The 24,320-nt window shown below is 66.0% G+C and carries 24 protein-coding genes; 9 read left to right on the top strand and 15 right to left on the bottom strand.

Going from position 1 to position 24,320, the window contains the following annotated elements; all coding sequences use genetic code 11:
• Positions 1-145: 145 nt before the first annotated feature.
• From AB0M01_RS30610 to AB0M01_RS30575, 8 genes are all read right to left on the bottom strand, one after another.
• Positions 146-1,417 carry a site-specific integrase gene (locus AB0M01_RS30610; RefSeq protein WP_363675631.1) on the bottom strand — a complete coding sequence of 424 codons (1,272 nt, stop codon included), beginning with the start codon at positions 1,415-1,417 and terminating at the stop codon, positions 146-148.
• A gap of 13 nt (positions 1,418-1,430) precedes the next feature.
• Entirely contained in the window at positions 1,431-1,652 is a 222-nt protein-coding gene (locus AB0M01_RS30605) for a helix-turn-helix domain-containing protein (protein ID WP_363676003.1), read from the bottom strand.
• A 59-nt stretch (positions 1,653-1,711) separates the two neighbouring features.
• Positions 1,712-3,037, bottom strand: coding sequence for a DUF3631 domain-containing protein (locus tag AB0M01_RS30600; RefSeq protein ID WP_363675629.1), 1,326 nt, complete (start codon positions 3,035-3,037; stop codon positions 1,712-1,714).
• Positions 3,034-3,927, bottom strand: a complete 894-nt coding sequence (locus tag AB0M01_RS30595) for a bifunctional DNA primase/polymerase (protein WP_363675627.1) — start codon at positions 3,925-3,927, stop codon at positions 3,034-3,036. Before AB0M01_RS30595 ends, AB0M01_RS30600 begins: the two co-directional genes overlap by 4 nt.
• 29 nt (positions 3,928-3,956) lie before the next feature.
• The gene (locus AB0M01_RS30590; protein ID WP_363675625.1) at positions 3,957-4,295 is read right to left on the bottom strand and encodes a hypothetical protein; all 339 of its coding nucleotides are present in this window, start codon (positions 4,293-4,295) and stop codon (positions 3,957-3,959) included.
• Between the two features lie 173 nt (positions 4,296-4,468).
• Positions 4,469-6,679 (bottom strand): cell division protein FtsK, encoded by a 2,211-nt coding sequence (locus AB0M01_RS30585; protein WP_363675623.1) that lies wholly within the window; start codon positions 6,677-6,679, stop codon positions 4,469-4,471.
• A gap of 2 nt (positions 6,680-6,681) precedes the next feature.
• Positions 6,682-7,512: an ABC transporter permease gene (locus tag AB0M01_RS30580; protein ID WP_363675621.1), complete on the bottom strand. Its 831-nt coding sequence runs from the start codon at positions 7,510-7,512 to the stop codon at positions 6,682-6,684.
• Entirely contained in the window at positions 7,509-7,754 is a 246-nt protein-coding gene (locus AB0M01_RS30575; protein ID WP_363675619.1) for a DUF6284 family protein, read from the bottom strand. Before AB0M01_RS30575 ends, AB0M01_RS30580 begins: the two co-directional genes overlap by 4 nt.
• 189 nt (positions 7,755-7,943) lie before the next feature.
• Between AB0M01_RS30575 and AB0M01_RS30570 the strand changes: the two genes are divergently transcribed.
• The 3 genes from AB0M01_RS30570 (at position 7,944) to AB0M01_RS30560 (ending at position 10,955) form a co-directional block, all read left to right on the top strand.
• A complete protein-coding gene (locus tag AB0M01_RS30570) occupies positions 7,944-8,675 on the top strand; it encodes a GntR family transcriptional regulator (RefSeq protein WP_363675617.1) in 732 nt (243 codons plus the stop codon).
• Complete coding sequence (locus AB0M01_RS30565; RefSeq protein ID WP_363675615.1) at positions 8,675-9,169, top strand: GNAT family N-acetyltransferase; 495 nt, start codon at positions 8,675-8,677, stop codon at positions 9,167-9,169. Before AB0M01_RS30570 ends, AB0M01_RS30565 begins: the two co-directional genes overlap by 1 nt.
• A gap of 526 nt (positions 9,170-9,695) precedes the next feature.
• Positions 9,696-10,955, top strand: coding sequence for an AAA family ATPase (locus AB0M01_RS30560; protein ID WP_363675613.1), 1,260 nt, complete (start codon positions 9,696-9,698; stop codon positions 10,953-10,955).
• A 99-nt stretch (positions 10,956-11,054) separates the two neighbouring features.
• Here AB0M01_RS30560 and AB0M01_RS30555 read toward each other — a convergent pair whose 3' ends face one another.
• From AB0M01_RS30555 to AB0M01_RS30540, 4 genes are all read right to left on the bottom strand, one after another.
• The gene (locus AB0M01_RS30555; protein WP_363675611.1) at positions 11,055-11,660 is read right to left on the bottom strand and encodes a hypothetical protein; all 606 of its coding nucleotides are present in this window, start codon (positions 11,658-11,660) and stop codon (positions 11,055-11,057) included.
• A 487-nt stretch (positions 11,661-12,147) separates the two neighbouring features.
• On the bottom strand, positions 12,148-12,498 hold the full coding sequence (locus AB0M01_RS30550; RefSeq protein ID WP_363675609.1) for a tyrosine-type recombinase/integrase: 351 nt from the start codon (positions 12,496-12,498) through the stop codon (positions 12,148-12,150).
• 458 nt (positions 12,499-12,956) lie between these two features.
• Positions 12,957-13,835 carry a DUF6602 domain-containing protein gene (locus AB0M01_RS30545; RefSeq protein ID WP_363675607.1) on the bottom strand — a complete coding sequence of 293 codons (879 nt, stop codon included), beginning with the start codon at positions 13,833-13,835 and terminating at the stop codon, positions 12,957-12,959.
• Between the two features lie 142 nt (positions 13,836-13,977).
• Positions 13,978-14,775, bottom strand: a complete 798-nt coding sequence (locus AB0M01_RS30540) for a hypothetical protein (RefSeq protein WP_363675605.1) — start codon at positions 14,773-14,775, stop codon at positions 13,978-13,980.
• Between the two features lie 1,243 nt (positions 14,776-16,018).
• Here AB0M01_RS30540 and AB0M01_RS30535 point away from each other — a divergent pair.
• Positions 16,019-16,636 (top strand): VOC family protein, encoded by a 618-nt coding sequence (locus AB0M01_RS30535; protein WP_363675603.1) that lies wholly within the window; start codon positions 16,019-16,021, stop codon positions 16,634-16,636.
• A 2-nt stretch (positions 16,637-16,638) separates the two neighbouring features.
• Here the strand turns inward: AB0M01_RS30535 and AB0M01_RS30530 are convergent, their stop codons facing one another.
• Positions 16,639-17,247 (bottom strand): hypothetical protein, encoded by a 609-nt coding sequence (locus AB0M01_RS30530; RefSeq protein WP_363675601.1) that lies wholly within the window; start codon positions 17,245-17,247, stop codon positions 16,639-16,641.
• 181 nt (positions 17,248-17,428) lie between these two features.
• Here AB0M01_RS30530 and AB0M01_RS30525 point away from each other — a divergent pair, with 181 nt between their 5' ends.
• From AB0M01_RS30525 to AB0M01_RS30515, 3 genes are all read left to right on the top strand, one after another.
• Complete coding sequence (locus AB0M01_RS30525) at positions 17,429-18,919, top strand: BTAD domain-containing putative transcriptional regulator (protein WP_363675599.1); 1,491 nt, start codon at positions 17,429-17,431, stop codon at positions 18,917-18,919.
• An 84-nt stretch (positions 18,920-19,003) separates the two neighbouring features.
• Positions 19,004-20,425, top strand: a complete 1,422-nt coding sequence (locus AB0M01_RS30520; protein WP_363675597.1) for a hypothetical protein — start codon at positions 19,004-19,006, stop codon at positions 20,423-20,425.
• Between the two features lie 47 nt (positions 20,426-20,472).
• Positions 20,473-21,495, top strand: coding sequence for a BTAD domain-containing putative transcriptional regulator (locus AB0M01_RS30515; protein ID WP_363675595.1), 1,023 nt, complete (start codon positions 20,473-20,475; stop codon positions 21,493-21,495).
• Here the strand turns inward: AB0M01_RS30515 and AB0M01_RS30510 are convergent.
• Positions 21,479-22,297, bottom strand: a complete 819-nt coding sequence (locus AB0M01_RS30510; protein WP_363675593.1) for a nitroreductase/quinone reductase family protein — start codon at positions 22,295-22,297, stop codon at positions 21,479-21,481. The two genes, AB0M01_RS30515 and AB0M01_RS30510, sit on opposite strands and share 17 nt — an antisense overlap.
• Before the next feature lie 258 nt (positions 22,298-22,555).
• Between AB0M01_RS30510 and AB0M01_RS30505 the strand changes: the two genes are divergently transcribed.
• Positions 22,556-23,104 (top strand): TetR/AcrR family transcriptional regulator, encoded by a 549-nt coding sequence (locus AB0M01_RS30505; protein ID WP_363675591.1) that lies wholly within the window; start codon positions 22,556-22,558, stop codon positions 23,102-23,104.
• Here AB0M01_RS30505 and AB0M01_RS30500 read toward each other — a convergent pair.
• Complete coding sequence (locus AB0M01_RS30500) at positions 23,097-23,861, bottom strand: SDR family oxidoreductase (protein WP_363675589.1); 765 nt, start codon at positions 23,859-23,861, stop codon at positions 23,097-23,099. The genes AB0M01_RS30505 and AB0M01_RS30500 overlap by 8 nt on opposite strands.
• A 61-nt stretch (positions 23,862-23,922) precedes the next feature.
• Between AB0M01_RS30500 and AB0M01_RS30495 the strand changes: the two genes are divergently transcribed.
• The gene (locus tag AB0M01_RS30495) at positions 23,923-24,276 is read left to right on the top strand and encodes a metalloregulator ArsR/SmtB family transcription factor (protein ID WP_363675587.1); all 354 of its coding nucleotides are present in this window, start codon (positions 23,923-23,925) and stop codon (positions 24,274-24,276) included.
• Positions 24,277-24,320: the final 44 nt, after the last annotated feature.

Raw genomic sequence — 24,320 nt, 5'->3', positions numbered from 1 at the left:
CAACCTGGGGTGGGTGTTTTGGTGTGTTTTGTCGGGTGTTCTGATAAACTCCCGCCCCATCGCAGACAACTACAAGTTGGGGGGGCGGTTCCCGATCTGGGAACCGCCCCACAGTCATTCCGTCTCAGTTTCCGTCTCAGTTGTTCTACGCCGTGGCGAGTACGCCCGCCGCTCCGTCGTCTGGGTCCTCGTTCTCCGACCGGATCTCGCCCTCGCCAGTGGCCCACAGCAGCCCGCCGACCCGCTTCGCGATGTCGCGGCGGATGGGGTCTGTCATGTGCTGGTAGCGGGCCGCCATCGCCGTCGAGGACCACCCCATGATTCCCATCGCCGCGCGCTCCGTGACGCCCAAAGCGAGCAGCATGGTCGCAGCCGTGTGCCGAGCATCGTGGAGGCGCATCTCTCGGACCTCAGCCCGCTTCAGCAGCGCCTTCCAATCGTGGTAGTCGGTGTTGGGATTCAGAGGTTCACCCGTTGGCGTTGCGAACACCCAACCTCCTTCGGTCCACATCTGCCGAGCCACCCGACGAGCTTCGTCTTGCTCCGCGCGGTGCCGGCGCAGGATCTCCACCAGCTCGTCCGGCAGACCGATCGTGCGCTTTCCTGCACGACTCTTTGTCTCACCGATTAGCGGGTTCGTCTGCACTCGTTCAGGGCAGTAGCCCGCGCCCGGCCGGCCACATTTCCCACCGCACCCGTGGTCGTAAACCGGGCGGAGTCGCGTCCATCTGACGCGCAGCTCGTGAGCCTCCAGCTTGACGTCAGTCCATCGCAATGCGAGCGCTTCACCCTGGCGCAGACCAAGCGACAGCGCGACCGCCCACCGCGCGCCATTCGGCTGCTTGCCTGCCTCCGTCATGATTCGCTGGGACTCCTCGACTGAGTACGGCTCGACATCCTCATCGGTAATCCGTGGCGGCTTTGCGATCGCTGCCGGATTTGCCTTGAGATGCCCGCGCCTCAACGCCTCTCCCAATGCGACCCTGACGGTGCGGTGCGCCTGATGAGCCGTCGCGGGCTTGCTGCCACTCGCCGTCATCCGTCGGTAGAACTTCTCCAGGTGTTCGGGTTCAAGCTTCTGGAGCTTGTGAGCACCGAGGCCCGGAATGAGGTGCGTGTAAACCGCAACGCGGTAGGCGGAGTAGCTGGTGTGCCGAAGGTGCGGCCGTGCGATGTTTTCGAGCCAATGCACCAACCACTCTTCGAGCGTCCACCTCTTGCCCGGTTTCGTGACGACACCCTCGTCACGCTCCTTCTCCAATTCCTTGACCCGGGCAACAACCGCCGCCTTGCTCTTTCGCTCGACGTGCCGCCTGTCCGGCGTCCCGTCGTCCTTCACTCCCATCGTCACCCGGCCATGCCAGTAGCCGTCCGCGCTCTGGTAGATGCTCGATCGACCGTTCGGATTTCGCTTCATCTGTTAGGTCTCCTTAAGCAGCGGTCGCGTTGGTACGTGCCAGGTCACGGAGGCGCTGTACGTAGTCACCGAGGCACTCAGTCGGAATGCGGCGGAGTCGGCCCACGGGTACGGACTCGATCTCGCCAGACATCACGAGCGCGTAGCAGGTTGTCCGGCCGATACCGAGCCGGTTGGCGGCCTCCGCAACAGTGAGCAGCAACTTGCTGGGCAGTACTTCTTCAGTCGTCGACATTCGCTCTGAACTCCCTTGCTCCGTGGTGAAGGTGCTTTGGGTGCTGCGAATCGGCGCGGTCACGCGCTCGCCCTGGTGGTGCTCGTGCCGTCGTCGTCGGCAATGGGTGGAACAGCTCGGGGGACCCAAGGCGTACCAGCCGTACCAGCCTCGTTTTGCCTGGTCAGGGTCGAGGAGGCTTGGTCGGTTGGTACGGCTTGAGCCGTACCAGTGGTGGAAGCCTCTTCGGGGCTGACCTGCGATGTTGAGGCTGGTACGGCTGGTACGGCTTCCCCAGCCGCTGGTTTCGGCTCGGGGCAGTAGCGGCTCCACGCGTCGATGAAGTCGTTGCGGTGGTAGCCCTTGGCTTGGCCGGTGGGGAACCGGATGGTGTCGCTGCGGATCTCGAACTCCCGCAGCAGGTTGCCCATGCGCATCGCGGTGAGTCCGGCCGGGCCCATGGTCGCCCAGGGCGCTTCCGTGTCACTGCGGAGCCGGTCGAGCAAGGTCTGTGTGGGCAGCGCGTCGGCGTCCTGGAACGCGGTGCGGCAGTCGGCCAGCAGCCGTGACGGGATGGAGGTCCCGTCGCCCGCATCGCGGTCGCTGGTGAGCGCTACAGCGGCCTTCCTCGCGGCCCGTGGCCACTGCCCGCCCGCCAGGTCGGCCACGGCGATCATGGGTTCCCAGGTGTCGGCCGCACGGTCTTCCAGCGGCATATCCGGCGTCGCTGCCCGCAGCTCGTTGACGTGACCGGTGAGCCACTGGTTGAGCCGCTGCCGCAGCTCGTCCAGCTCGGGACCGTCACGACGGACCCGGTACGGCGCGACCTCTTCACCAGAAGCGCGGCGACGCATCCGGATCACGGCGGCGCGGTCCTCGATCGTGTCCGGCATCGCTCCAATCCCTGCCAGAGCGGCCATCGCGAACGTCTGGATCTTCTCCACCGACCGCGACCCGGCGTCGTACCGCAGAGCCGGGCGGTTGCGCTGGTGCCCAGCGTTGAGCAAGCCCCGGAGGTCCTCGTTGTCGCCAGCCTTCGGGCCAAAGATCGTGTCCGCCTCATCGATCAGCAGCGTCGGCGGATCGGACGGCGCCATGCCGATCGACCGATAGACCGCCGACGGCGAGGCGTTCACGGTCATCAACGGCCGGTGACTCATCCCTTCGACCATGTCCAGCAGCCTCGACTTTCCACACCGCCGCTCGGGTGCACGGATGACCAGCCGCGGAGCACAGTTCCACGCTGCAACGGCATGCGTAGCGGCGATCCACAGCACGACAGCGGTCGCGGCCGATTGGCTCGGCAGGATGACGTACCGGTCGATCGTGGCGGCCACCTGGTCCAGCAGTTCGGCACCGTCGACCAGCTCGGCGGCGTCGGCCTGGTCGTGGTCGGTGGTGGTCATGCGGCGATCCCTTCGTCACGGAAACCGCCGGTGATGGCGGCATTGATGTCGCGTGGTGTCTGGGCGGCTCGGAGTCCTACGTCGGTCAGTGCGGCGATGGCAGTGGCCTGGTCGAGCGCTCCGGCCGCGACCATCCGCGCGACGCCTCTAGCGGCCCCGTAGAGCGTCGTGCGGCGCTTGCCCTTGGGTGCTTGCCGTACGGCGTCCAGGTGCGCACTCAGGAGCTTGTCGGGGTGGGAGATGCCCCGCCCCGGCGTGGTGGTGATTCGGCCGGCATTGGGCGGCGCGCCAGTCACGGGCGGCGGCGGAAGACACGCGGCGATGAGAGCCGGGGGCATCTCCACCGGGTCACCCGAGCCCTGCCGCCACTGATACGCACGGCCAGTCCGATGGTGAATCGACGGCGGAAGAACGACGTAGCCGCCGTCAGCCTTCACATCGATGCCCGGCCGCGACGGCATCGGACGAGACGGCATGTGCCAACCGGGGTGGCGGTAGTACAGGTGGGTTCCCCACGAGCCAGTGAGGACCTGCAGCGTGCGGGGCGCGATGCCTCTTACTGCAAGGTCAATCAGGCTCGGAGTGCCGCCATGGTCAGGATCGACGTCGACCACCAGGAGGCCAGACACGGCACCGGTACGGACGGCGAGCTGCCCGCCCGGAACGGCGGCGACGATGGCCGCGACGCGGGCCGGATCGGTGGTCGCGGCGTAGAAGCCGTGGCAGGTCAGGTGCCCACAGCTCGCGGGGTCGTGGTCGCCCCCGGCAACGAATGGGCGGCAGGCGCGGCAGTTGGCGACCGGCCGCTTTGACCTGCCGAGCATGAACACCGGCCAGCCACGTCCGGCCGCGTCCAGAGCAGCGGTGAGCATCGGGGGTGGTGTGGTCATCGTGGTTCCTCCCTTGCTGGGTGTTCTGGTCACTTGCGGTCGCCCTTGCTGGTCGCGTTGGTGCCCGCGCCGTGGGTGGCGCGGATGTGGTTGATGACGTGGCGGCCGACCCGGATGCGCAGGCCGGAGCCGTCGCAGCGGCCGCAGTGGCGGTAGGCGTTGCCGAACGGGGACTTGAACTTGCCGACGCCTTTGCAGCGGCGGCACTTCCCGAACGGCCAGATCAGGCACCCGAGCAGGTAGAGCGCGACGGCGAGGGTGACGATGAGTACGACGGCGGCGACCTGTCCGGCCGTCTGGGCGGTGGCGACGAGGTCGCTACCGTGGGTAGCGGCGGTGGAGATAGCGGTAGCGGGGTGGTTGGACACGAGAGGCCTCCAACGGGCTGTTTTTGGGCGTGAGGAGCCGGGGCCGCTACTCGCTACGCGTGAGCGAACGGCCTGGTCAGGTACGGGTTACGGGGTAGCGGGGCGGGTAGCGGGGCCGCTACCGGTAGCCGTGGGGCCGCTACTTCAGCACCCCGCCACCCTCTTGCTGACGATTACTCTGTGTTGCCCGCGGTCGTGGAGCTCGTGCCGTCGCGGCGGGCCATGGCCGCGCGCAGGTCGTCGGCCTTGACGCCCTTGCGGACCGCGCCGTCGCGCTTCACGTTCACGCTCGGGACGTTGAGCGCACGGGCCTGAGCCGAGATCGCCTCCGGCGTCGTGCCGTCGTACTGCTCCGGCATCTGATCGGCCAGCCGACCGGCGATGGTGTCCCAGTGCGCCGCGCTGTCCGGGCCCATCACCACCAGGACGTCGGCCAGGACGTCGCGGCTGCCGCGTTCCAGCTCTTCCCCGGCGGCCTGTCCGGTCAGGGTGCCGAGGCGTTCGCGGTGTGTCCGGGCGGCGGTCAGGATCTTGTCCGCGTCTGACGCGTCCGCGAGGAACGACCGGACGGTCGGGGTGTCGTCGGCCGCCCCGTACAGGTAGCCCACACCTCGGTACTCGTCCCCGACCGGAAGCGTGGAGGCGTCGAAGCCTTCCTGGTAGGCGTCTCCGCCCAGCACAGCTTCGGACACGGTGCGGTTGCCGCACTTGAGCGCGAACCGGACCGCGTGGTTGTCGCGGTAGCGGTTGAACAACCGGCCCACGTCACCCGCACCGACACCGGAGGGCTTCTGCGAGCTGGACAAGATGATGACGCCAGCCGACGGGCCGACGGCCTGGATCCGCGACAGTTTGCCCGCGATCTCCTTGTTGACGGCCTGGTCCTCGGTCTCGAAGTAGACCTGGAACTCTTCCATCACCAGTACCAGGACCCGCAGGTCTGGGTAACGGTGGTCGCGGGCCAGTTCCTCGGTGAGCTTGCCGTCGGGGCACATGTCCACCGGCAGCGTGGTCAGGATCGAGTTGACCTTGTCGATGTGGGTGAGGATCTCGTCCAGGATCGCGCGCAGGTGCTCGATCGGGTCGTCGTCGTTGGGGTTCGGGTGCGTGCCGAACACGGTCCGGTGGGCGACCTTGCGGAACCCGAGCCAGTCCGGGGAGTTCTTGCCGTCCGCAACGATCAACTTCACCCACGGATCCAACGCCGCGTGCAAGGCGACCAGGCGGGCGAAGAACGTCTTGCCCTTGCGGGGCTGGGCACCGACCAGGAGCGAGTTCCACATCAGCTTGAGCGTGACCAGGGCGTCGCGCTCGTCCTTGCCGAGCTTGACGGCCTGCCAGATCGAGCGGGGCTTGCAGTCGAGCAGGTCCGCCCGGCCGACCGCGACAGCCAGCGGGTCGCGGTCGGCGACGAACAGCAGGTGGCGGCGCGAGCTGGACTTGTCCGGGGTCAAGAACACCTGGTTCACGTGCACATCCAGGCCGGAGGCGATCTTCTCGCGGGCGTTGGCGACGTCGGACCAGCCCTTTCCGTACGGGAGATCCACCAGCACCTGAGACCCAGTGTTGCGAGCATCCCTGGACATCGCAGACCCGAACCGGACCTCCTGGTCGGCCCGGTTCGGGTTGCCCAGACCGGCCGCGTAGTAGGCGCGCAGCACGATGTCGGAGTTGAGCTTCCGGAAACGGGGCGCGACCACCGCCGTACCCACCAGGGTCTGACCTGCCGGGCGGCCGTAGTGAGCGAGCCCGGCGACCGCAGCCGCGCCGACAGCGGCCAGACCGGCCACTGGGGCGGCGTTCCAGGCGATCGGCACACCAACCAGCAGGCCCAGGTTCTGGGCCGTCAAAACCGCGCCCCGCCACAGCCGGGTTGCCTTGAGCTGGCGGTGGATCTTCTCCCACTCCTTCAGCTCGCCTGCGTCGGCGGCCTTTTGCTCCAGGGCGAACGAGTTCGGGACCCACCACCAGCGGAGCTGACTGCGCACCAGCCGCGTGAAGCCGCGCCCGGCGAACCAGGACAGCTTCGCGCCGTACCAGGGCGCACGAACCGTGTGGAACAAGGCTGTGTGCCCGGCCCGGTCGAGCGCGCGGCGGATCGTGACCCGCAGGTTCTCCGGCCGCAGGTGGACCGGCACGATCGGTACCCGCGCGGCCTCAGCGACTGCAACGGGCAGGGCCGGGGAGTCCACCGGGACCAGGACTTTGCCCAGCTCGGCATCGGTGGTCTCGTCGTCGTCCAGGACGACTTCGTAGGCGGTGTCACGCGACACCAGCTCGGTACTGGCAGCTGCGCCGGCCGAATCAGACGGGGTGTCGTCGCGGCGGGTGCGGTGGGCGTCCAGGTCGATCGGGTCAGCAACGTGCTCGACAGCTTCGGTCATGGTCACGACTCCCGGTTCTCGGAAGGGCAGGCGGTCTCGGGTGCGTGGATGAGGTGGGCCAGTGCAGCGCCCATGCCGAGCACGGCCACCGGCAGGCAGGCGACGACCGTGGTGATCTGCCAGGGCGCTTGAGTGACCCCGGCCGCCTCGAGGAGGTGATAGGCGACCTGCCCGAGCGCGCCCAGCACGAGCGCCGACAGGGCGGAGACCTTGGCGAACTTGCGGGCCTTGGCCGGGACCCGGCCGGACAGCCAGACCCGCAACGCGAACGCCGCGTAGGTCTCGACGCCGATGGGCAGCGTGATCGCGGAGTTGATCGTGAAGCCATCCGCGATACCGGGCAGCGGGTGAACCACCCCGAATCCGGTCAGCTCACCCAGTCCAACCCAGCCGGACCAGACCGCAACGAACGCGGGCAGCGCCAGCAACAGCACCGGCCAGGACCGAACCGGCTTGCCGTCGGCCGGGGTAGCCGCGGGAACCACCTCGGGCGCTGCCGTCTGGGCGGCAGGAGCCGGGTCTACAAGCGGCGTGACCTGCGAAGATGCCCCCTCCCCCGGCGCGGGAGGCATCTCCTCGTCAGCGTCACTGTGCTCGGGCTCAACCGGGTCCGGGACCGCGTGCAGCCACTGCTCCACCGGGTCCGGCGACGGCTCCGGGGTGGGCTCGGCCAGGGCGTCCAGGATCGTGCGGGCCTTCTCGGCACCGATCCGGAATTCCTTCATGACCCGGTTGCGAGACGGCGTCGAGCCCAGATCGGCGGCGAGCTTGCGCGCGGCCGGGATCAGGTCCTCAACCGGGATCGGGTAGGTGGAGCGAAGCGGGGTGCTCATGCCACGACCTCCGTCGTAGTGTCGTCGGCCAGGTCGTGGCGGGCGGCCAGGACGCGGCGCTCGGCGCGCCGGACTCGACGGCGGTCAAGCACCGACGGTGTGGGACCGGCGTTGAGGTAAGCGATCTCGGCGTCCAACAGGTCCAGCTCGGCGGCGATCAACGGCCATTCACGCTCGATCTCGGCCAGTTCTGCGGTGCTCGGGTCTTCGCTGTTCGCCAGCGGAAGGGAGATGATGCTCACGGGTTGCTCTCCTGTTCGTGAAGGGACGGGCGCAGCCCTGACGCCTCGGCGGGTGCCACCGCCGGGGCGTCGCTGTTCGCGGGCTTCTAGGTCTTGGTCCGCTTGTTCGACTTGTTGGAACAAGTTGCTTGAGTGACATGTTGGTACAAGCCGAATAAGCTTGTCAAGCAGCACACGAGAGGACTTGGGATGCCGGAGACGTTGCAAGAGCGGGTCGCACGCCTGATCCGCGACTCACTAGGCGAGCCGGGTTCACCCCTGCCCAGCGAAGCCGAGCTGGTCGACCGCTACGGCGCCAGCCGCAACACGGTCCGGGCCGCCCTATCGGCGCTGGAGGCCGAAGGGCTGATCACCAGCAGCCAGGGCCGGACCCGCCGCGTACGCGAGATCCGCCGCTGGGAATGGAAGATGGCCGAGTGGGAGAAGGCCCACAACAACGATGGCGATGCCTGGGCCAACACGATCAAGGCCCAGGGCGGCAAACCGCGAAACGATCTGCAGATCCTGTCAATCCAAGCGCCGGCCGACGTCGCCAAAGCACTCCAGATCCCTGCAGGCACAGCGATCCAGGCCCGCAACCGCCTCCGCTGGGTCAACGACGAACCCCACCAGCTCAGCGACTCCTACTTCCCGCCCTTCGTCACCGACGGGAATGACCTCTTCTGGAACCCCAGTGACCTCGGAGTTCCTGGCGGCCTCCTCGCCGCCACCGGTCACAAGCAAGTCCGCTGGCACGACACCCTCACCGCCCGCATGCCCAGCGCCGACGAAGCCCAACGCCTGATGATGGCCCCCGGCACTCCCCTGCTGATCCACAGCCGCGTCGGTTACGACACCGAAGCGCGCCCGGTCCGCTACATGGTCTCCCGCATGGCAGCCGACCGCGTGGAAGTCTCCTACGACCTGAACACGGACGACTGATGCTGATCACCCTCGACGAATCCCACCGCAAACTCGTCCACCAGGTCCGCGACGACGCAGGCGAATGGCTCGCCAGCAAGGGCACTGATCAGTACCGGGGTGGCCTCGATATGAGGCAGGTACACGCGAATATCGACCGCGATTTCGACAACTTCCCTTTTGTTGGCTGGGAGGTTGACGGTCGGGTGGTGGCTGTGATGGCGATAATCGATCCGGAAGCTGACTTCTGGACGCCGGAAGAACTGGCCGAGCCTCAGACCTATATCAGTCGATTTTTCGTTGTAGAGCATGGCAAGGACTACGGGTCTGCACTGCTGGGTGCCGTGATTAGACGAGCGAAAGATGATCGCAAACGCTGGATCCGCTTGAATTGCTGGAGCACCAACACCAGGCTGCACGCGTATTATGCGCGCCACGGATTCGAACACGTGCGCACGGTAGACGTCCCCGGGCGAATGAGTGGAGCTCTCTTCCAACTCAGGCTTGACAAATAGAACCGCTTTGTGCCCACACACCATGTAAGAGGTCGGTTTAATGGAACTAGCCGCAGTTTCCTCAATAACGATCGGCGATCCCTCGCAGGAAGTTTCCATCCCAACCGACGGCATCACGATCTTAGTGGGGCCAAATAATTCAGGTAAGTCGGTGCTCCTCAGAAATATTCACGCAGGTCTCTTCACCGGGAGCGGATACACGCCTGACGCTGGCCACCCAACGTGGCCCTCAAGTGTGACCCTCATCAAAGACTCCAGCGAGCAATCGTTGACTGACTGGCTTGCACCTTGGATTGTAACCGGAGCCTCGGACTCCCCTTTTCCCGGGCACGCAATGATTGCGCGGCACCCCAATAACGACGATCGAATCCCATTATCCTCGATACTGAGCTCATGGAAGATGGATCGCGGCCTCGGTGATGCCTGGCATCTCCTAACAGTAATGCTCGATGGCGAAAGTCGCCTGTCGAAACAACCTCTGCAGACTACCGGGCCTCGAAACCCGTTTCTCGCTCCACAGAATGCTATGGAAAGACTGTGGGACAGTAAAGAACTCGAACTCAAGATCTCCAGCCTGTTTAAAAGGGCCTTTGGGTTCGAGGTATGCGTCAATAGATATTCGCCGCAGGCGGGCAATGGACTCTTAATTGGGACACCCAATCGCCCCGCAGAACCATTGCCACCCAGGAAAGAATTTCTGCTCGAACTCGCTGGATTGCCATCTCTGCTTTCACAAGGAGATGGAATACGCTCGTTTGCAAGCATCCTGATGGCAACTATCGTTACAGGGCCGCCAGTCGTCTTCATTGACGAACCAGAAGCATTTCTTCACCCGCCGCAGGCAAAGCTATTGGGGCGATACCTCGTAGAGGAGACAGCCGACGGAACTCAGATCATCGTCGCCACGCATAGCACCGATCTGATCCATGGAATCTTAAATGGAGCAACCAATCGCGAGATCAAAATAATCCGCCTAAGTCCCGATCACAGCCTCTCCGTACTGCCCAACACTGAGATCGAGCACCTCTGGAGGGATGGCCTACTTCGATACTCCAGAATGCTGGATGGCCTCGTTCACCAGGGCACTGTCGTCTGTGAAGCAGACGCTGACTGTAGGTTTTACGCCGCGGCGATGGATGCAAGAATTTCCGCCGATCACGACGTGCACTTCACTCATGTCGGCGGAAAAGCAAGGATGCCGGAGGCGAGTCTAAAGCTCCGGAAACTGAACCTACGCCCCGCAGTTATTGTCGACATCGACATACTAAATGACGACACGCTTGTTAAGCGTCTAATCGAAGCATCAGGAGGTGACTATAGTGACATCAAGGACGACCTTGCGATCATTCAGAAGGAAGTAGAGAAGAAGGCGAGTATCCCAACCGCAAGGGCATTTAAGGAAGCGGCCCGCCCGATCATGGGTCGCGCTGACGCCAGTCGTATCGATGACGCGGAGGCATCCGCCATTATAGATTCCTTAAAGCGAGATTCTGGCTGGAAGGCCGTGAAAGCCTCAGGCTTACGCGCATTCAAAGGCGACCCTTTGGCCGCAATAGGCCGGGTCTTGCAGCACCTTAAGCATCACGGCATCTTTGTAGTTCCCGTCGGCGAAATCGAAGGCTGGGAACCTTCAGTTTCAGGCCATGGCCCATCGTTTGTAGCGAAAGTGCTTGAATCCGGACTTCACCGAACCCCATCTGCACACGCCCCGAAGGCGGAGTTGGACGGCTTCATCGCAGATCTCACCACCTATCTCGGTCTGTCATCACCAGATCCAAAGGTATGAGCATTTCGGTCATTGACACGTAGTGCAGACGTCGAAATGGCCGCATAGCTGACGACCGGCCGGCGCAGGCCCTGTCGACGCTAAAGCGCTGAGTCATCGCTACGAGTTCGACGGGGCTGCTAGGCCTCGGCGGTCCAGTTCGCTACGCAGATGCTTTCCCACCGCCTCGGTCACCGTCGAATATTCCTCTGCTAGATGCATGATTTGCCTGTCTAGCTTCGCGAGCGCCTGGTCTCTCTCGTCGTCAGGAACCTTGCCCTGCGGGTACTCGATTAGCGATACCCCTGCGGAAGAGCAGAGGTCGATGAGGACGCCGATAGAAGCACGGAGTTCATCATCTAGCACTCGGGACCGCAGTCGCTGGACAGAGACAGTGATCTCCATGGCTTGGTCGCTTAGGTCTTCAGCCAACAGGTACGTCTGACCGGATTCCTTGATCGTCCTTCGATCCTGAAGCGTGATCTGCGTGGCGCTGCGTACCAGGCGTTGCAACTCGTCTTGGAGTTCTAGAAGCGCGTCGCGCTGGAAGCCGTGACGACTCTCCTCTAGCCGTTCGGCGAGCGCATTACGTCGAGCGGCTTCTTCACGACTTGCCGCCCGTCGATCGCGGCCTTCCTCATTGCGGCCCGCGAGCCAGTAGCCGCCGAGGCCACCGAGCAGTGTCGTGATCGGACCGATGATCGCTGACCAGACCGCAACATCCATGAGAGCAACGTAGAACCAGAGTCGTTCTAGGGGAAGAGCTTTTCAGCGCGGAAGAACGGCACGCCGTGGGGCTCTGCCTGCGTCGATAGGAAGCGCCGGCCACAGGTGGGATCATGCGGCAGCAGCATGCCGCCGACCGGTTTCACAACTGGCTGTGACGGGCGGTTTTCCGTCTCAGTTTCCGTCTCATTCGTCATTGTTCGTGCCCGTTCACGGTCGGCCGAATCTTCTCTGGTCGCGGCGGCGCGGGCGTCCATCGTGCGTGCGCGAACACAACTCCGAGGAATTGGAAAGCGTGTTGGGGGCAACCCCTCACGAGTTCGAATCTCGTATCCTCCGCCAGCTTCCTAGAGGCTCAGGGAGTCACGTTTCCGCAGGTCAGAGCGTGATTCGAGTCCTAGAGGCGAGAACGACAGAGGGGCCGGACGCTCAGCGTCCGGCCCCTCTTCTTGTGCCAGGGTCTCAACGAGGGTCTCAACAACCCTTCTCAGGCGGGTATCGGCAGCCCTGCCGAGCCGTCGTCGCCGCGACCCTTCTTCCGCTTCTTCTTCTTCGACTTCTTCCCGGCCTTGCCCTTCGGCCTCGCCCAGATCAGCCCGCCGACCCGCTCGGCGATGTCCATCCGGACCGGCGCGGTGATGTGCTGATACCGCTTCACCATCGCCGACGACGACCAGCCCATGACGTCCATCACAGCGCGCTCGGGCACTCCGAGCAGAAGTAGAACGGTCGCGGCAGTGTGCCGAGCATCGTGCAATCGCCCCTCACGGATACCGGCAGCCGCCAGGATGTCCTTCCACTCCCGGTAGTCTGTGATGCCGCGAAGATCGATGATCATCAGACTGCGACTGCGACCGCAACGACCAGCGGCGGCGACCGTCTATGCACACGCATCAGAGCCCCGTGGGGCACGCCGCTGCCGGACTCCGCATGCACCGCCGTCGAACTGAAAAGCGCGAGTTCGGCGGTTCGAGACGCAGTGGGCCTGCCGGCCCGCCAGCCCTCCGATTCGTGTTCCAAGCTGCGGCTGTCCCAGGTGTCCCACTGTCACAGTTCTCGCGTTGACCTGCGCAAACACCTGGGACAGCGCGCTGGCCGATATCCCAGGTGTCCCACCGGAGTTCGGCTGCCGCCAACTCGGTCGTCCAACGACGTCCGCGACAGTCCGCCGGGCAGAAACTCCACGCCTGAACGAGGGCACGCGATCACCGCCGAATCTCGGATGACGGTCTTGGAAAGCGTCGTGGCGGGACTGCGGCCCCACGGTCCAGGAGTTGGCGACGGTTGGCTACTGCATCACCCCTGCGAGCCAGTGGGGCGGCGGATAATCCCGGGAGGTAAGTCCTTCAGCATCCACCTCCGCGTCTCAGCATGGCTAACGCCATACAGGCCCACATCTGCGAAATACTGCGCAAACGGCTGCAGCCCGGAGTCCTCTTCCCCGAGAGCTTGCAGCAGACACGTAAGCAGCCGGCCGATGGGCTCTGGCGCGGGATCGTCGTCGAACTCGTCCCCGAATGGATAGCTCGCGCTCGGCCCTCCATAACCGGACAGCAGGTGCGGGGGATAGAGATCGTCCAGCAGCATCAAGGATTGCGTCATCGCCCACGTGCCCAAGTCGGCGACACACACGACGCCCAGGCAGTCCCGCGGGTCACGGACCAGCTCTTGATCCTTCTCGTGCAAGAGGCGGCTAATGGTGTCGGCTGCAGGTGTTCGCGTATCCGGAACCTGCGCCGAGTGGGCCAGGAGACCGTAGACGATCTTGCGATTGACTGATTCGTCGCTGCGGCCGATCTGGGCGATCGAGACTGCTCTCTCGATTGCTACTTTGATGTGTTCCGGGCGCAGGGTGGTCTTGCATTCGAAGGCCGCGAGCACCCCCGCAGCAAAATACAGTTTCTTGCCGATCAAACCGCGTGGGTAGGAAGGGCTCAAGACCAACACATCAACCTGTCGGCTCGCCTGACCATCGGACGCCAGGATCCGCCCTTTCGTCACCACGTGATGGGTCGAGGGCAGCCACCTCCTCAGCAGCTCAGCCCAATTCTCCTCTCCCTCATCTCCCGCCGTACCCGGATCCTCTCGGGTTCGGGCATAGATCCGCTGATACTCCAGGGCCATCTCCTGCGCGGCCTGACGAACGAACTCCACCAGATCGTGACTTGGTGCCATCCCGGCAGCATCACCTACCAGCCGCTCAATTGCCACCACTATCACGCGGCGTCGCGCGGTGTTGTCGACTCCGCGCGATAGCGACAGCCGACAGCTAACCATTACTCGACCGGCCGTTACGACCGCTCAACAGCAAATCAGGTCAGTTGCTGCCATCCTTATCGCGTTCTCTGCGCGCGACCCCCTGTCCGAAAAAGTACCCGAGCACCAACAGGAAGCTATTCGAGACAACTTCCGTCGCCGCTGTGCCGACAAACATCGAAACAATCAAAGAGATTGCCAGCAAGAGAAGCAGTACGGCTCCGACAATGCTAGCTATTGATTCACGCTCAAGGAATGTGTGATAGACGGCTGTGCGCCTCTCAAACATGTCCATCTGAAGTTTTTGCCGACGCTCTTCCTGCTGAACCTCGCGTTCTTCGCTGGCCAGCCGCTCTTGCTCCTTCTTCTGGTCAGACTCTGCATCGTCCACTACCTGAAGCAAAGATTCGCGGACCGCGGTATCGGACACCCTTGCGGCGATCGCCTCTCGAATGTCTCGAATCTGCTCCGCGGGTCGCAGCTCCTGCAGCCTCTTCAAGATCAACGACTTTCGGTGAAGAAGTCCAGACCGAAAGACCCGCTGGACTTCATGTCTATCCACGTCATTCCAAGCTGGCAGGATAGAAGCCATATCTTCATCGCGCATAAGAAGATCGAACTGAGCCTTTGATCCATCTAGCAGCCGATTGATCTTATTTAATGAAACTTCCAACTCATCTGAGGTCTGCCTGGATATCTGCGCAAGACTTAGACCTTCCCGCCTAAGGTGCGTCTCAAGAGCGTGCCGAACGTATTTACCCGTCACCGACTTCGATTCGCTCGACGGTCGAGAATCCTCCGACATACTCACGCCTTCTTCCTCACCCAAGGACAGCTTGCTGATGGTCAGTCGGTCCATGCAACATGATCCAGCGGGTCAGTCTGCACCAATTGGGCAGTTCGGACTATCGGTACATGCATGCCTAGCCGGCGGTTCCGTCCACAAACGAAAAGTGCCCGCGCGCTAAACCGATAGGTCGGGATGGCGTTGACACCACCCGTTGCGACCGACCGAAGATGGATCTCTTGCGCGCCGGATCCGCCGCGCGAGACCGATCTTGTTCCAGCTGGCTGGAGGCTGGAACACGATGCAGCTAGTTGAGGGCAGCGCCGTCAGTGCCTCACCATGCCTCCGTTGTGCCATCGGCAGACAGGTCGAGTCTGTTCGCCACGTCTGCCCCCATGCAGAGAGCGGTGCGTGGCCATTCTCATCGGCCACTGGCGCCCGGTAGCCCCTCCCAGTGTTTCAACGTCCAGAGACAGGGCTGAAACACCGGAGCGGCAGCCATGCCTTACAGGGTCTCAACGTGGGTCTCATCCGCAACCGTGCGGGGCAGGTCATCGCGGTTCACGGCTCACCTGCGTAAGGCTCAAGAGGAGGGTCCTGATCTGCTGTGAATATTGCCTCGCGGTCTTGGAGAGCGTGTTGGGGGCAACCCTCACGAGTTCGAATCTCGTATCCTCCGCCAGTTGGACCGAAGGGGTCTCATCGTTCGCGATGGGGCCCCTTCGGTGTTGTATGGGCGCGCGGCTGAGTGGTGGTGAGGCGTGCTGAGTGGCGGCGAGCGCGTTGAACGGGCGGCGCGGTGGGCTGTGCGGGGGCGACCGACTGGGGTAACCGGTGGCGGTCGGGTTTGGGAGCGGGGCTGGGGTGACCTGCAACTCGGGGTGCGGTGTTAGGCGAGTCGGTTCAGGGGGTCGGACCGGTCGGATGGCGCTGCCGGGGGTGCTCGGCGGCGGATCGGCGGCCACGATCGTGACCGTGAGCGCGGGGTGTTTGAAGCCCATCGTCGGAGAGACGCGCCAGCGGTGGCTGGCGTGGGCGAGTATGGCGCGGGAATTTCTGGACTCGAGGTTGGGGTTGACCGATCCGGGCGGAGGGAGAGCCACCGGGTGGGCCTTCGGCGTGGGTGTTGCGGCGTCTGCGGCTACGGCCGACCAGGTCAGGCTTGCTGGGAGCGTTGCTGATAGCAACTTGTTGGGGTCCTTGGGGAGTTCGCATGAGGGTGACCGTTCTGGGCGCTGATGCCTGACAAAGGCGATGGGCAGCGCAAAGGGGAGAACCCAACCGAAAGGCAAGTACGGGTGTTACGTTCGCCGGCATGGTGACGGCGGGAGAGTTTCATGCGGCGGACGGGGTGGAGGACTGGCGGTCGCTCTATCACCTGGTGTCGGCGTACTTCAGGACTGGGTCGTTGGCGCAAGGAGTGGCGCTGGTTGAGGGGATTGGGCGGGTGGTGGGGGACGCCGAGGAGCAGCTTCGGGTTGATTTGCGGGCTGATGGGGTGACTGTTTCGTTGGGGCGGCGGGATGTGGAGGTGGCTCGGCGGATCTCGGGGGTGGCGGCGGAGTTGGGGGTGGTCAGTGATCCGTCGCGGGTGCAGGTGGTGAATTTGATGGTGGATGTGTTGGTGAGTGACGCGGTGGTGCCGTTCTGGCGGGCGGTGTTGGGGTATGGGCAGATCGGGGATGACTACCTGTTTGATCCGATGCGGAGGTGGCCGGGGGTGGGGGTGCAGCAGATGGAGGTTGCGCGGGAAGGGCGGAATCGGGTGCATGTTGATGTGGCTGTTCCGCATGATCTGGCGGAGCAGCGGGTGGCGGCAGCGCTCAGCGCCGGCGGGCGGCTTGTGTCGGACGCGCACGCGCCGAAGTGGTGGGTGCTGGCTGATGCTGAGGGCAACGAAGTTTGTGTGGCCAGTTGGGTGGAGCGGGAGTAGGGCTACTTGAAGACGGGCTCCGTCGTGAGGGTCCGGAGGACGTCGCAGGGTAGGTAGCTGGCCTGGCCTTCGGATTCCCAGCACCAGTCGAGGCACCAGACGCCGTGATCGTCGATGTCGATCTCGGGGATGCTGTTGCACCAGCGGAAGTCGTCGGCGGCGCGGGGTTCGCCGCCGGAGCGGGAGCGGCGGACGGTCTTGGCACGGCGGTCGGCGCGGGGGGCGGGGCCGCGGTCGACCGGGTCGAACGGGCTGAGGGTCGGGCCGTACGGGTCCGCTGAGCGGCGGCGGGCGGAGCGGGGGCGGTTCCGGGCGACGGCCTGCATCAGCGCGGCGAACATCTTGCCCTCGTCGGAAGTGGCCGGCTTGAGGCGGAGCAGCACCAGCGGGTGGGAGTGCTCGTCGCACGGGACCTGCTGGAGCAGCTCGATCGACTGGATGCTGTCGACGGCGATGCGGACCCAGTTCTGGCAGACGGTGCCCTGGGCGAACATCACGTAGTCGTCGCTGTCCTCGGCCGGCTTCAGCATGCCTGGCAGGACGATCGGCGGCTCGAGCTCGTCGCGTTTGAGGCTGTCGAGAAACGCGCGTGGATCAGTTGACTCGGTCATGGTTTCCCCCCATACGGAACGGCCGGAGATTTCAAGCTAGCACCGCGAAATCCGGCACGGAAGGTCGAGGAAAACCTGCCCGATCGGGCAGCGAGCGGCCGAGAGTTCGAGGCTGATGCAAATGTTTGCTTGAGGCAATTGCGCGCTCCTACTGTGAACGGGAACTCGGGGAGGGTGGGCGATGGAGTGCGGATGTTCGGTGGAGATCGGCGTGCTCGGGCCGCTGTCGGTACGGGTCGCCGGGCAGCAGGTCGAGGTCGGCTCGGGGCGGCTCCGGGCGGCGCTCGCGATGCTGGCCAGCGAGGTCGGGCGGACGGTGTCGGTCGAGCGGCTGGCGCAGGCGGTCTGGGGTGAGGAGCTGCCCGCCCACGTCCGCAACAGCACGCAGACGCAGATCACCCGGCTCCGCCGCCTGCTGGGCGGCGCCCGGATCCGGACCGAGTGCGACGGGTACCGGCTCGACGTCGCGCCGGAGCACGTGGACGCCGTACGGTTCGGGCGGCTGCTGCACGAGGCACAGACAGCACCAACCGCTGGCGAGCAGCGAAGGTTGCTGACGGAGGCCCTGCAGTTGTGGCGTGGCAGGCCGTTCGAGGGCGTCGGGTCGCAGTGGCTGGACGAGGTGGAGTCGGAGCGGATCGTCGAGCTCTACCTGAGCGCCCGCGAGCACCGGGTAGACCTTGAGCTCGCCGCCGGCCGGCATGGCGCAGTAGTGGCCGAGCTGCGTGAGCTGACTGCGCGCTTCCCTTTGCGTGAAGCGTTCTGGGCGCAGCTGCTCAAGGCGCTCAAGCAGTCCGGGCGTCCGGCGGAGGCGCTGGCCTGCTACGAGTCCGTACGAGTGCTGCTGGCCGACGAGCTCGGCGCTGATCCCTCTCCCGACCTCAAACGCCAGTACGCCGAACTGCTGTCGGCAAAGGCCGTGCCGCAGCAGCTGCCCGCAGCACGTGGCGTCTTCGTCGGCAGAGCCCAACAGCTGAAGGCGCTGGACGAGGCGATCGACTCAACAGCCGTTGTCCTGCACGGATCCGGCGGCATCGGCAAGACCGCACTGCCCCTGCAGTGGGCGCAGCAACACCAGCAGCTCTTCCCGGACGGCCAGCTGTTCATCGACCTGCAGGGCTACGGCCCCGGCGAGCTGATAGATGCCGCCTCAGCACTCAAGAGCTTCCTGATCGGCCTCGGCGTACCAGAGCACCAGATCCCGTACGACGTAGAGGCGCGCAGCTCCCTACTCCGTACGACACTGGCCGGCCGCCGCTGCCTGCTGCTCCTCGACAACGCCTTCGACGCCGACCATGTCCGCCCCCTGATCCCAGGACCCGGATCGCTCGCCCTGGTGACCAGCCGCAACGAGCTGCACGGCCTGGCGATCCGCGAAGGCGCACCACGGATCGCCGTCGACGAACTGAAAGCCAGCGAGTCGATCGAGCTCCTGCACACCAAGACCGGCGCTACCGACCAGCAAGCCCTGCGGGAGCTCGCCGGCCTCTGCGGCCACGTCCCGCTGGCTCTGTCGATCGCCGCGGTTCGCTGCGACGGCGACATCACAGCGATCGTCGACGAGCTACGGCTGAAGGCCTCAGCGATCGGCGATCTGCGGGCCGTGTTCGTTCGCTCCTATCAAGCACTCGACCCGTACGCCGCCCGCGCCTACGCGGTCGAGCCGACCTAGTGGCAGGACCCTGTCACCCCTGGTTTAAGGCGCGTCAGAAGTCGCACACTGACTGTGACGAGGCCTGTGCTGGGGAGGGACCTGATGAGTTACACGCCGCAATACGCCTGGCAACCGCCACCACCACCGCCTCCTCCGCCACCACCACCTCCGGCCGACCCGCTGGCGGCCGCGGTCGGCAACGCGTCGCTGCTGGGCCTCGGCTACGTGCTGATCAAGCGCTGGGTGCTCGCGATCGTCAACCTGATGGTCGTCGGCTCGCTGCTGATCTTCCTGTTGGTGCTGAAGCAGACCTGGTGCGAGATCGCGCTGGTCGTCTGGTGGGTGCTGGTCGTCGCGCACGGCTGGTTCGTGGCCCATCGGTCGCCACGCAAGGAGTCGAACCTGACCAAGCGCCTGGTTGCGCTCGGCGTCGCGATCCCTGTCCTGCTGGCGATCGGCCTCGTCCGGTACGACGCCGGCCGGATCTCCGGCAAGGTCGACGAGGCCCGTGAGGCCGGGGACTGCGCGAAGCTCACCGACGCCCAGGAGGAGCTGTGGTTCGGGCACCGGCTCGTCGACGCGCCGGGGACCGAGCAGGGCGACGCGGAGGTCGCGCTCTGCGGCCGGCTGGACGAGGCGAAGGCCGTGCTGTCCGTTGGGCTGACTGGTGACTACACCTCGCTGCAGCAGGGATTCGACACGCTCGGCGACGTACTGGCCGAGCCCGGCCACGACAAGACCGTGGACGTGACGCTGAAGGGCTGGCTCGACGACCTGCCGGTGGAGGACCCGTGCCGGACGGTCCGGGTGACCGACTGGCTGCGGCAGCGGGAGGCGACGAAGAACCTGCTCGACCAGTCCAAGGACACGGTCACCAAGACGGCGCCGGCCGCGATCCTCGCGTGCGCGGATCGCCTGCTGGGGCAGAAGAGCTGGGACGCCGCACGCTCGTCGTACCAGCAGCTGGTGAGCCAGTACCCGAAGGACTCGCGGGTGGCGAAGGCGAAGGCCGGGATCCGGCAGGCGACGCTGGCGATCGAGCTGACCAACGTCCGCAAGCTGCTGGCCGAGGACTCGTACTGCGATCACCCGGCGCAGTACAGCGGCGCCCGCCCGTACGCCGGTGGCTTCAACTCCGGGCTGTTCGAGGGCGACGACGAGTACACCAAGCGACTCCCGGCGTCCTGGCGTGCCAGCGACGCCAGCAACGCGGTCGTGATCGTCTGCTCGGAGGAGGCGGTCGACGGCACGTCGCTGCGGACCTGTCCCTACCGGAGCGAGAAGAACCCGCAGAACATCTCCGACGTCACCTTCCACAAGGTGGCCGTCCCGGTGAAGGTCTACGAGCTGCGGACCGGCCGGGTCGTGTCGAACACACGGGTGCAGATCGACGGGCCGGACTGCCCGGCGCGGATCACCTACTCGACGTTCCTGACCAGTTTCGACTACCCGCCGTCGACGCTGCAGGTCGTCCCCTCCAACGCGAACGTCCAAGCGGCCTTCCGGTACCTGTTCCTGCGCTGACTCTCAGTGATCCCTCCGGCGGCTACGGTAGCCGGAGGGAGGCACTGGTGAGTCGTCAGCTTCAGGTTCGGCTGCTGGGACCGCTGGAGGTACTGGTCGACGGCGAGCCCGTGCAGATCACTGCTCCGGGCCAGCGGGCGTTGCTGGCGGCGCTGGCCGTTCGAGACGGCTGGGTCGACGCTGACGAGTTGGCCACCCAGCTGTGGGACCAGCGGCCGAGCAATCCCCGCGCTGCGCTGCAGAACGCCGTACTGCGGTTGCGGCGAGCGCTGGGCGCCGAGCAGGTGCTGTCGGGGCCAGCCGGGTACCGGCTGGTCGCTGACGTGGATGCCCTGTGCGACGAGGACGACTTCCACCTGTGGCGCGGTGAGCCGTTCGAAGACTGCGGCACCGACGCACTGCGTGCCGCCTACGGTCCGGCGCTGACCGAGCGCTACCTGCGGGCAGTAGAGCGGGCAGACCTGCCGGCTGCTCAGCTGCAGGAGCTGGCGAGCAAGCACCCCCTGCGGGAGTCGCTCTGGCTGCGGCTGATCGTCGCGCTGGAAGAGCAGGGCCAGCGCGACCAGGCGCTCAAGGCTTACGAGACAGTGCGCGCGCACCTGGCCGACCAGCTCGGTGCTGACCCGTCGGAAGAGCTGCAAGCAGTCCACCGGAGGCTGAGCGAGCCACCGGTGGGCGACGACGGCTTGAGCGCCGTACGGCGAGGTAGCAGGCTCGCTGTCGTGTACGGCGAAGGCCAGGCCGCGCTGGTCCGCCGGTGGGCGCAGGAGCAGAGCTTCCCCGACGGGGAGATTCGCCTTGATTTGCAGGGATCTGCTGCGCAGTGCGCCGACCTGCTCCGCGCGATGGGCGTGACCGAGATCCCCGAGCGGCTCGAGGAGCAGTCCGCGCTCTTCCGCACGGTCACCGCCGGCCGGCGGATGCTGGTGCAACTCGACAACGCGTGCGACGCCGAGCAGGTGCGCCCGCTGCTGCCGGGCCGAGGCCCGATGGTCGTGGTGACCAGCCGGGCCCCGATCCAGGGGCTGCAGGTGCGCGAGGGCGCGGTGGCGATCAGAGCAGGGGGATGAGGATCGCCTCCTCGGTGTCGAGGTGCGTGGTGAGCTCTTCGATCAGGCGATCGACTTCACCCAGTACGTCGGCCGAGCGGCCGCCGCGGACCAGCTCCTGCAACTCGTCGAGCAGCAAGGCGATCTTGTCGTGGTCGGCCTGCAGCGCGGTGATCTCGGCCGTGAGCTCGGGGTAGCGGTCGAGCAGCACCGGGAAGATGCCTGTGCTCTCGCCGGTGTGGTGGTTGTGCAGGCCCTGACAGACGCTCAGGCAGTTGATCCGCAGCTGGGCGCCGAGTGCGCTGCCCGACGTCGCGACCTCACGACGGATCAGCGCGAGTTCGCGGCGGAACGTGGTGTGGATGGCGACGAGGAACTCGCCGAACGTGGGCGAGCCGGAGGCGAGCACCGGCGGGCCGGCCTCGACCGGGGTCAGTACGACGACCGGGATCGTGCGCGTGGTCCGGCGCTGGTACTCGCCCCAGCCGGCGTCGGCCTCGACCAGGCGGGCGAACGTCTCGTCCCGCTCGGCGCCCGCGAGCACGGTCGCCTCCGCGTCGTACGTGAATGCGCCGGACTCGACGGTGGCGCGCGGGAAGGCGAGCAGGTTGTGGAACCAGTCGGGGTGCTTGGGGCCGCCGCCGGCCGAACCGACGACGAGCACGCGGCCGTCGGTGTCGGGGTAGTAGCCGAGCACCGCCGTGTGCGGGCGGCCGCTGCGAGCGCCCTTGGTGGTGAGCAGGAGCAGGCGAGCGCCCTCGAAGGGGCCGCCGACCTGGCCCTGGTTGGCGCGGAACTCCGCGATGATCTGGTCGTTCAGCATTCAGGTCCTTTCCGGAGATGGGCAGGGCAAAACAGCCCGCGGACGTACGCAGGCAGGAGGTGTCCAAGAGGGCGCGGCAGAACCCACGCGCCGATCAGTGGAAACAACAGGCGGGCCGCGATCGGCCCTCGCCGCGCTCAGAACGCGGCCGGGAACCCTACTCGTGCATGGCTCGAAGCCGACCCGGCAGTCACGTCGAGAAGCGTACGGCATCGCCGGGTGCACGGAACAGGCTTCTGCGTAGGGGAGAATGCGCGGGTGGAGGAGATCCCGTTGCGCGACCGGCTGGTGCTGGCCGGCGTCGAGCTGCTCGAGCAGGACGGCGCGGCGGCCCTGTCCCTGCGGGCGATCACGCGCCACGTCGGCGTCTCGCACGGCGCGCCCCGGCGGTACTTCCCGACCCACAACGCCTTGCTGGCAGCGATTGCCGCCACTGGGTTGGCCGACCTCGCCGCCCGGCTGACGGCGCCCGCGGACGGGTCGCCCCGCGACCAGCTGGTCGCGCTCGGCCGCCGGTACCTCGACTTCGCCGCCGAGCGGCCGGCGATGTTCGAGCTGATCTTCCGCCACGACCTCCTGGAAGGGGCCGGGGGCAACCTCCGTACGACGACGCTGCCGCTGCTCGACGTACTGACGAAGCTGGTGGCCTCCTCAGCGCCGGACGACGCCGCGGAGCGGACTGTCTCGCTGTGGACCAACCTGCACGGGCTCGCAATACTGCGAGCAACGAAGGCGCTCGACCTGGTGCTGGACGATCCACAGCTCGACGGGTTCGTCAGGCGAGCGGTGGACGCGCACCTCAGCTGAGCTCGAGGCCTCCGTCGACGGTGAGCACCTGACCGGTCAGCCAGCTGGAGGCGGCGAGATGCAGGAGCCAGCCGGCGACCTCCTCGGGTTCGCCCCGACGACCCAGCGGGATCCGCGCCGCCTCGTCGGCCTTCACCTGCTCGACAAGCTCGGCCGGAAGCCCCGCGGCGGTCAGAGCTTCCGACTCGGTCGGCCCGGGCGCGACCGCGTTGACGCGGATCTGATCATGCGCCAGTTCGAGAGCCCAGCTGCGGGTCAGCTGCTCGATCGCGGCCTTGGCCGCGGCGTAGTGGGCGGCGCCCGCGAGAGGGCGATGGCCGAAGGTGCTGGACACGTTGACGATGGAGCCCTGGGTCGCGCGCAGGTGCGGGAGCGCGGCCTGGGCCAGCAGGCTCGGCGCGGTGACGTTGACGGCGAAGAGCGCCTCGATCCGCTCGGCCGAGACGTCCGGGAGCGGCATCAGGTCGAAGGCCCCGGCGTTGTTCACGAGTACGTCGAGCCGCCCGAACCGCTCGATCGCCGTGGCGACGACCAGTTCGCCGGCGCCCGGGCCGCAGAGATCGACCGGCAACGCCTCCACCCCGCCCAACTCCCGCAGGGGCTCCGGACGCCGGCCCACGGCCAGCACCTCCGCACCCGCCGCGACGAACAACCGCGCCGCGGCACGACCGATCCCCGAACCGGCCCCGGTCACGATCACCACCCGCCCGCCGAAGTCCGCCATGCTCCGCCCACGCTTCCCACCGACGTCCTGCACGACCGCTCCTCGAATTGTTGTTCGATGTTCGTAGAACGTCGAACAAGCTACCATCGACCCCATGCGCGCGACCCAGCACCCCGAGCTCACCGCGATCGGGCTGACCGAGGTGATGGCGGCCCTCAGCGACCCGGTCCGGGTCGGGCTGGTCCGCGTTCTGGCCGACGGCCAGGAACGCGGCTGGGGTGAATTCCGGGCACCGGTCGCGAAATCCACGCTGAGCCACCATTTGCGCGTTCTGCGCGACGCCGGCCTGACCCGGACCCGCAAGGAGGGCACCCGCTGCTGGGTGACCCTGCGTGGCGAGGACGTCGAGGCCCGCTTCCCGGGCCTGCTGTACGCCGTACTCTCGGCCGCCGAAGCCGACGGCACCGGCGATCAGGTGGGCCTGGAGATCACCCGGTCCTCACACTGAGTGATCGCCGCAATTCAGAACGCGACAATTCCGCGTTTCGGACC

The organism is Kribbella sp. NPDC051770, from assembly GCF_040681455.1.
Classification (GTDB): Bacteria; Actinomycetota; Actinomycetes; order Propionibacteriales; family Kribbellaceae; genus Kribbella.
This window is presented reverse-complemented; position numbering and strand designations above follow the sequence as displayed.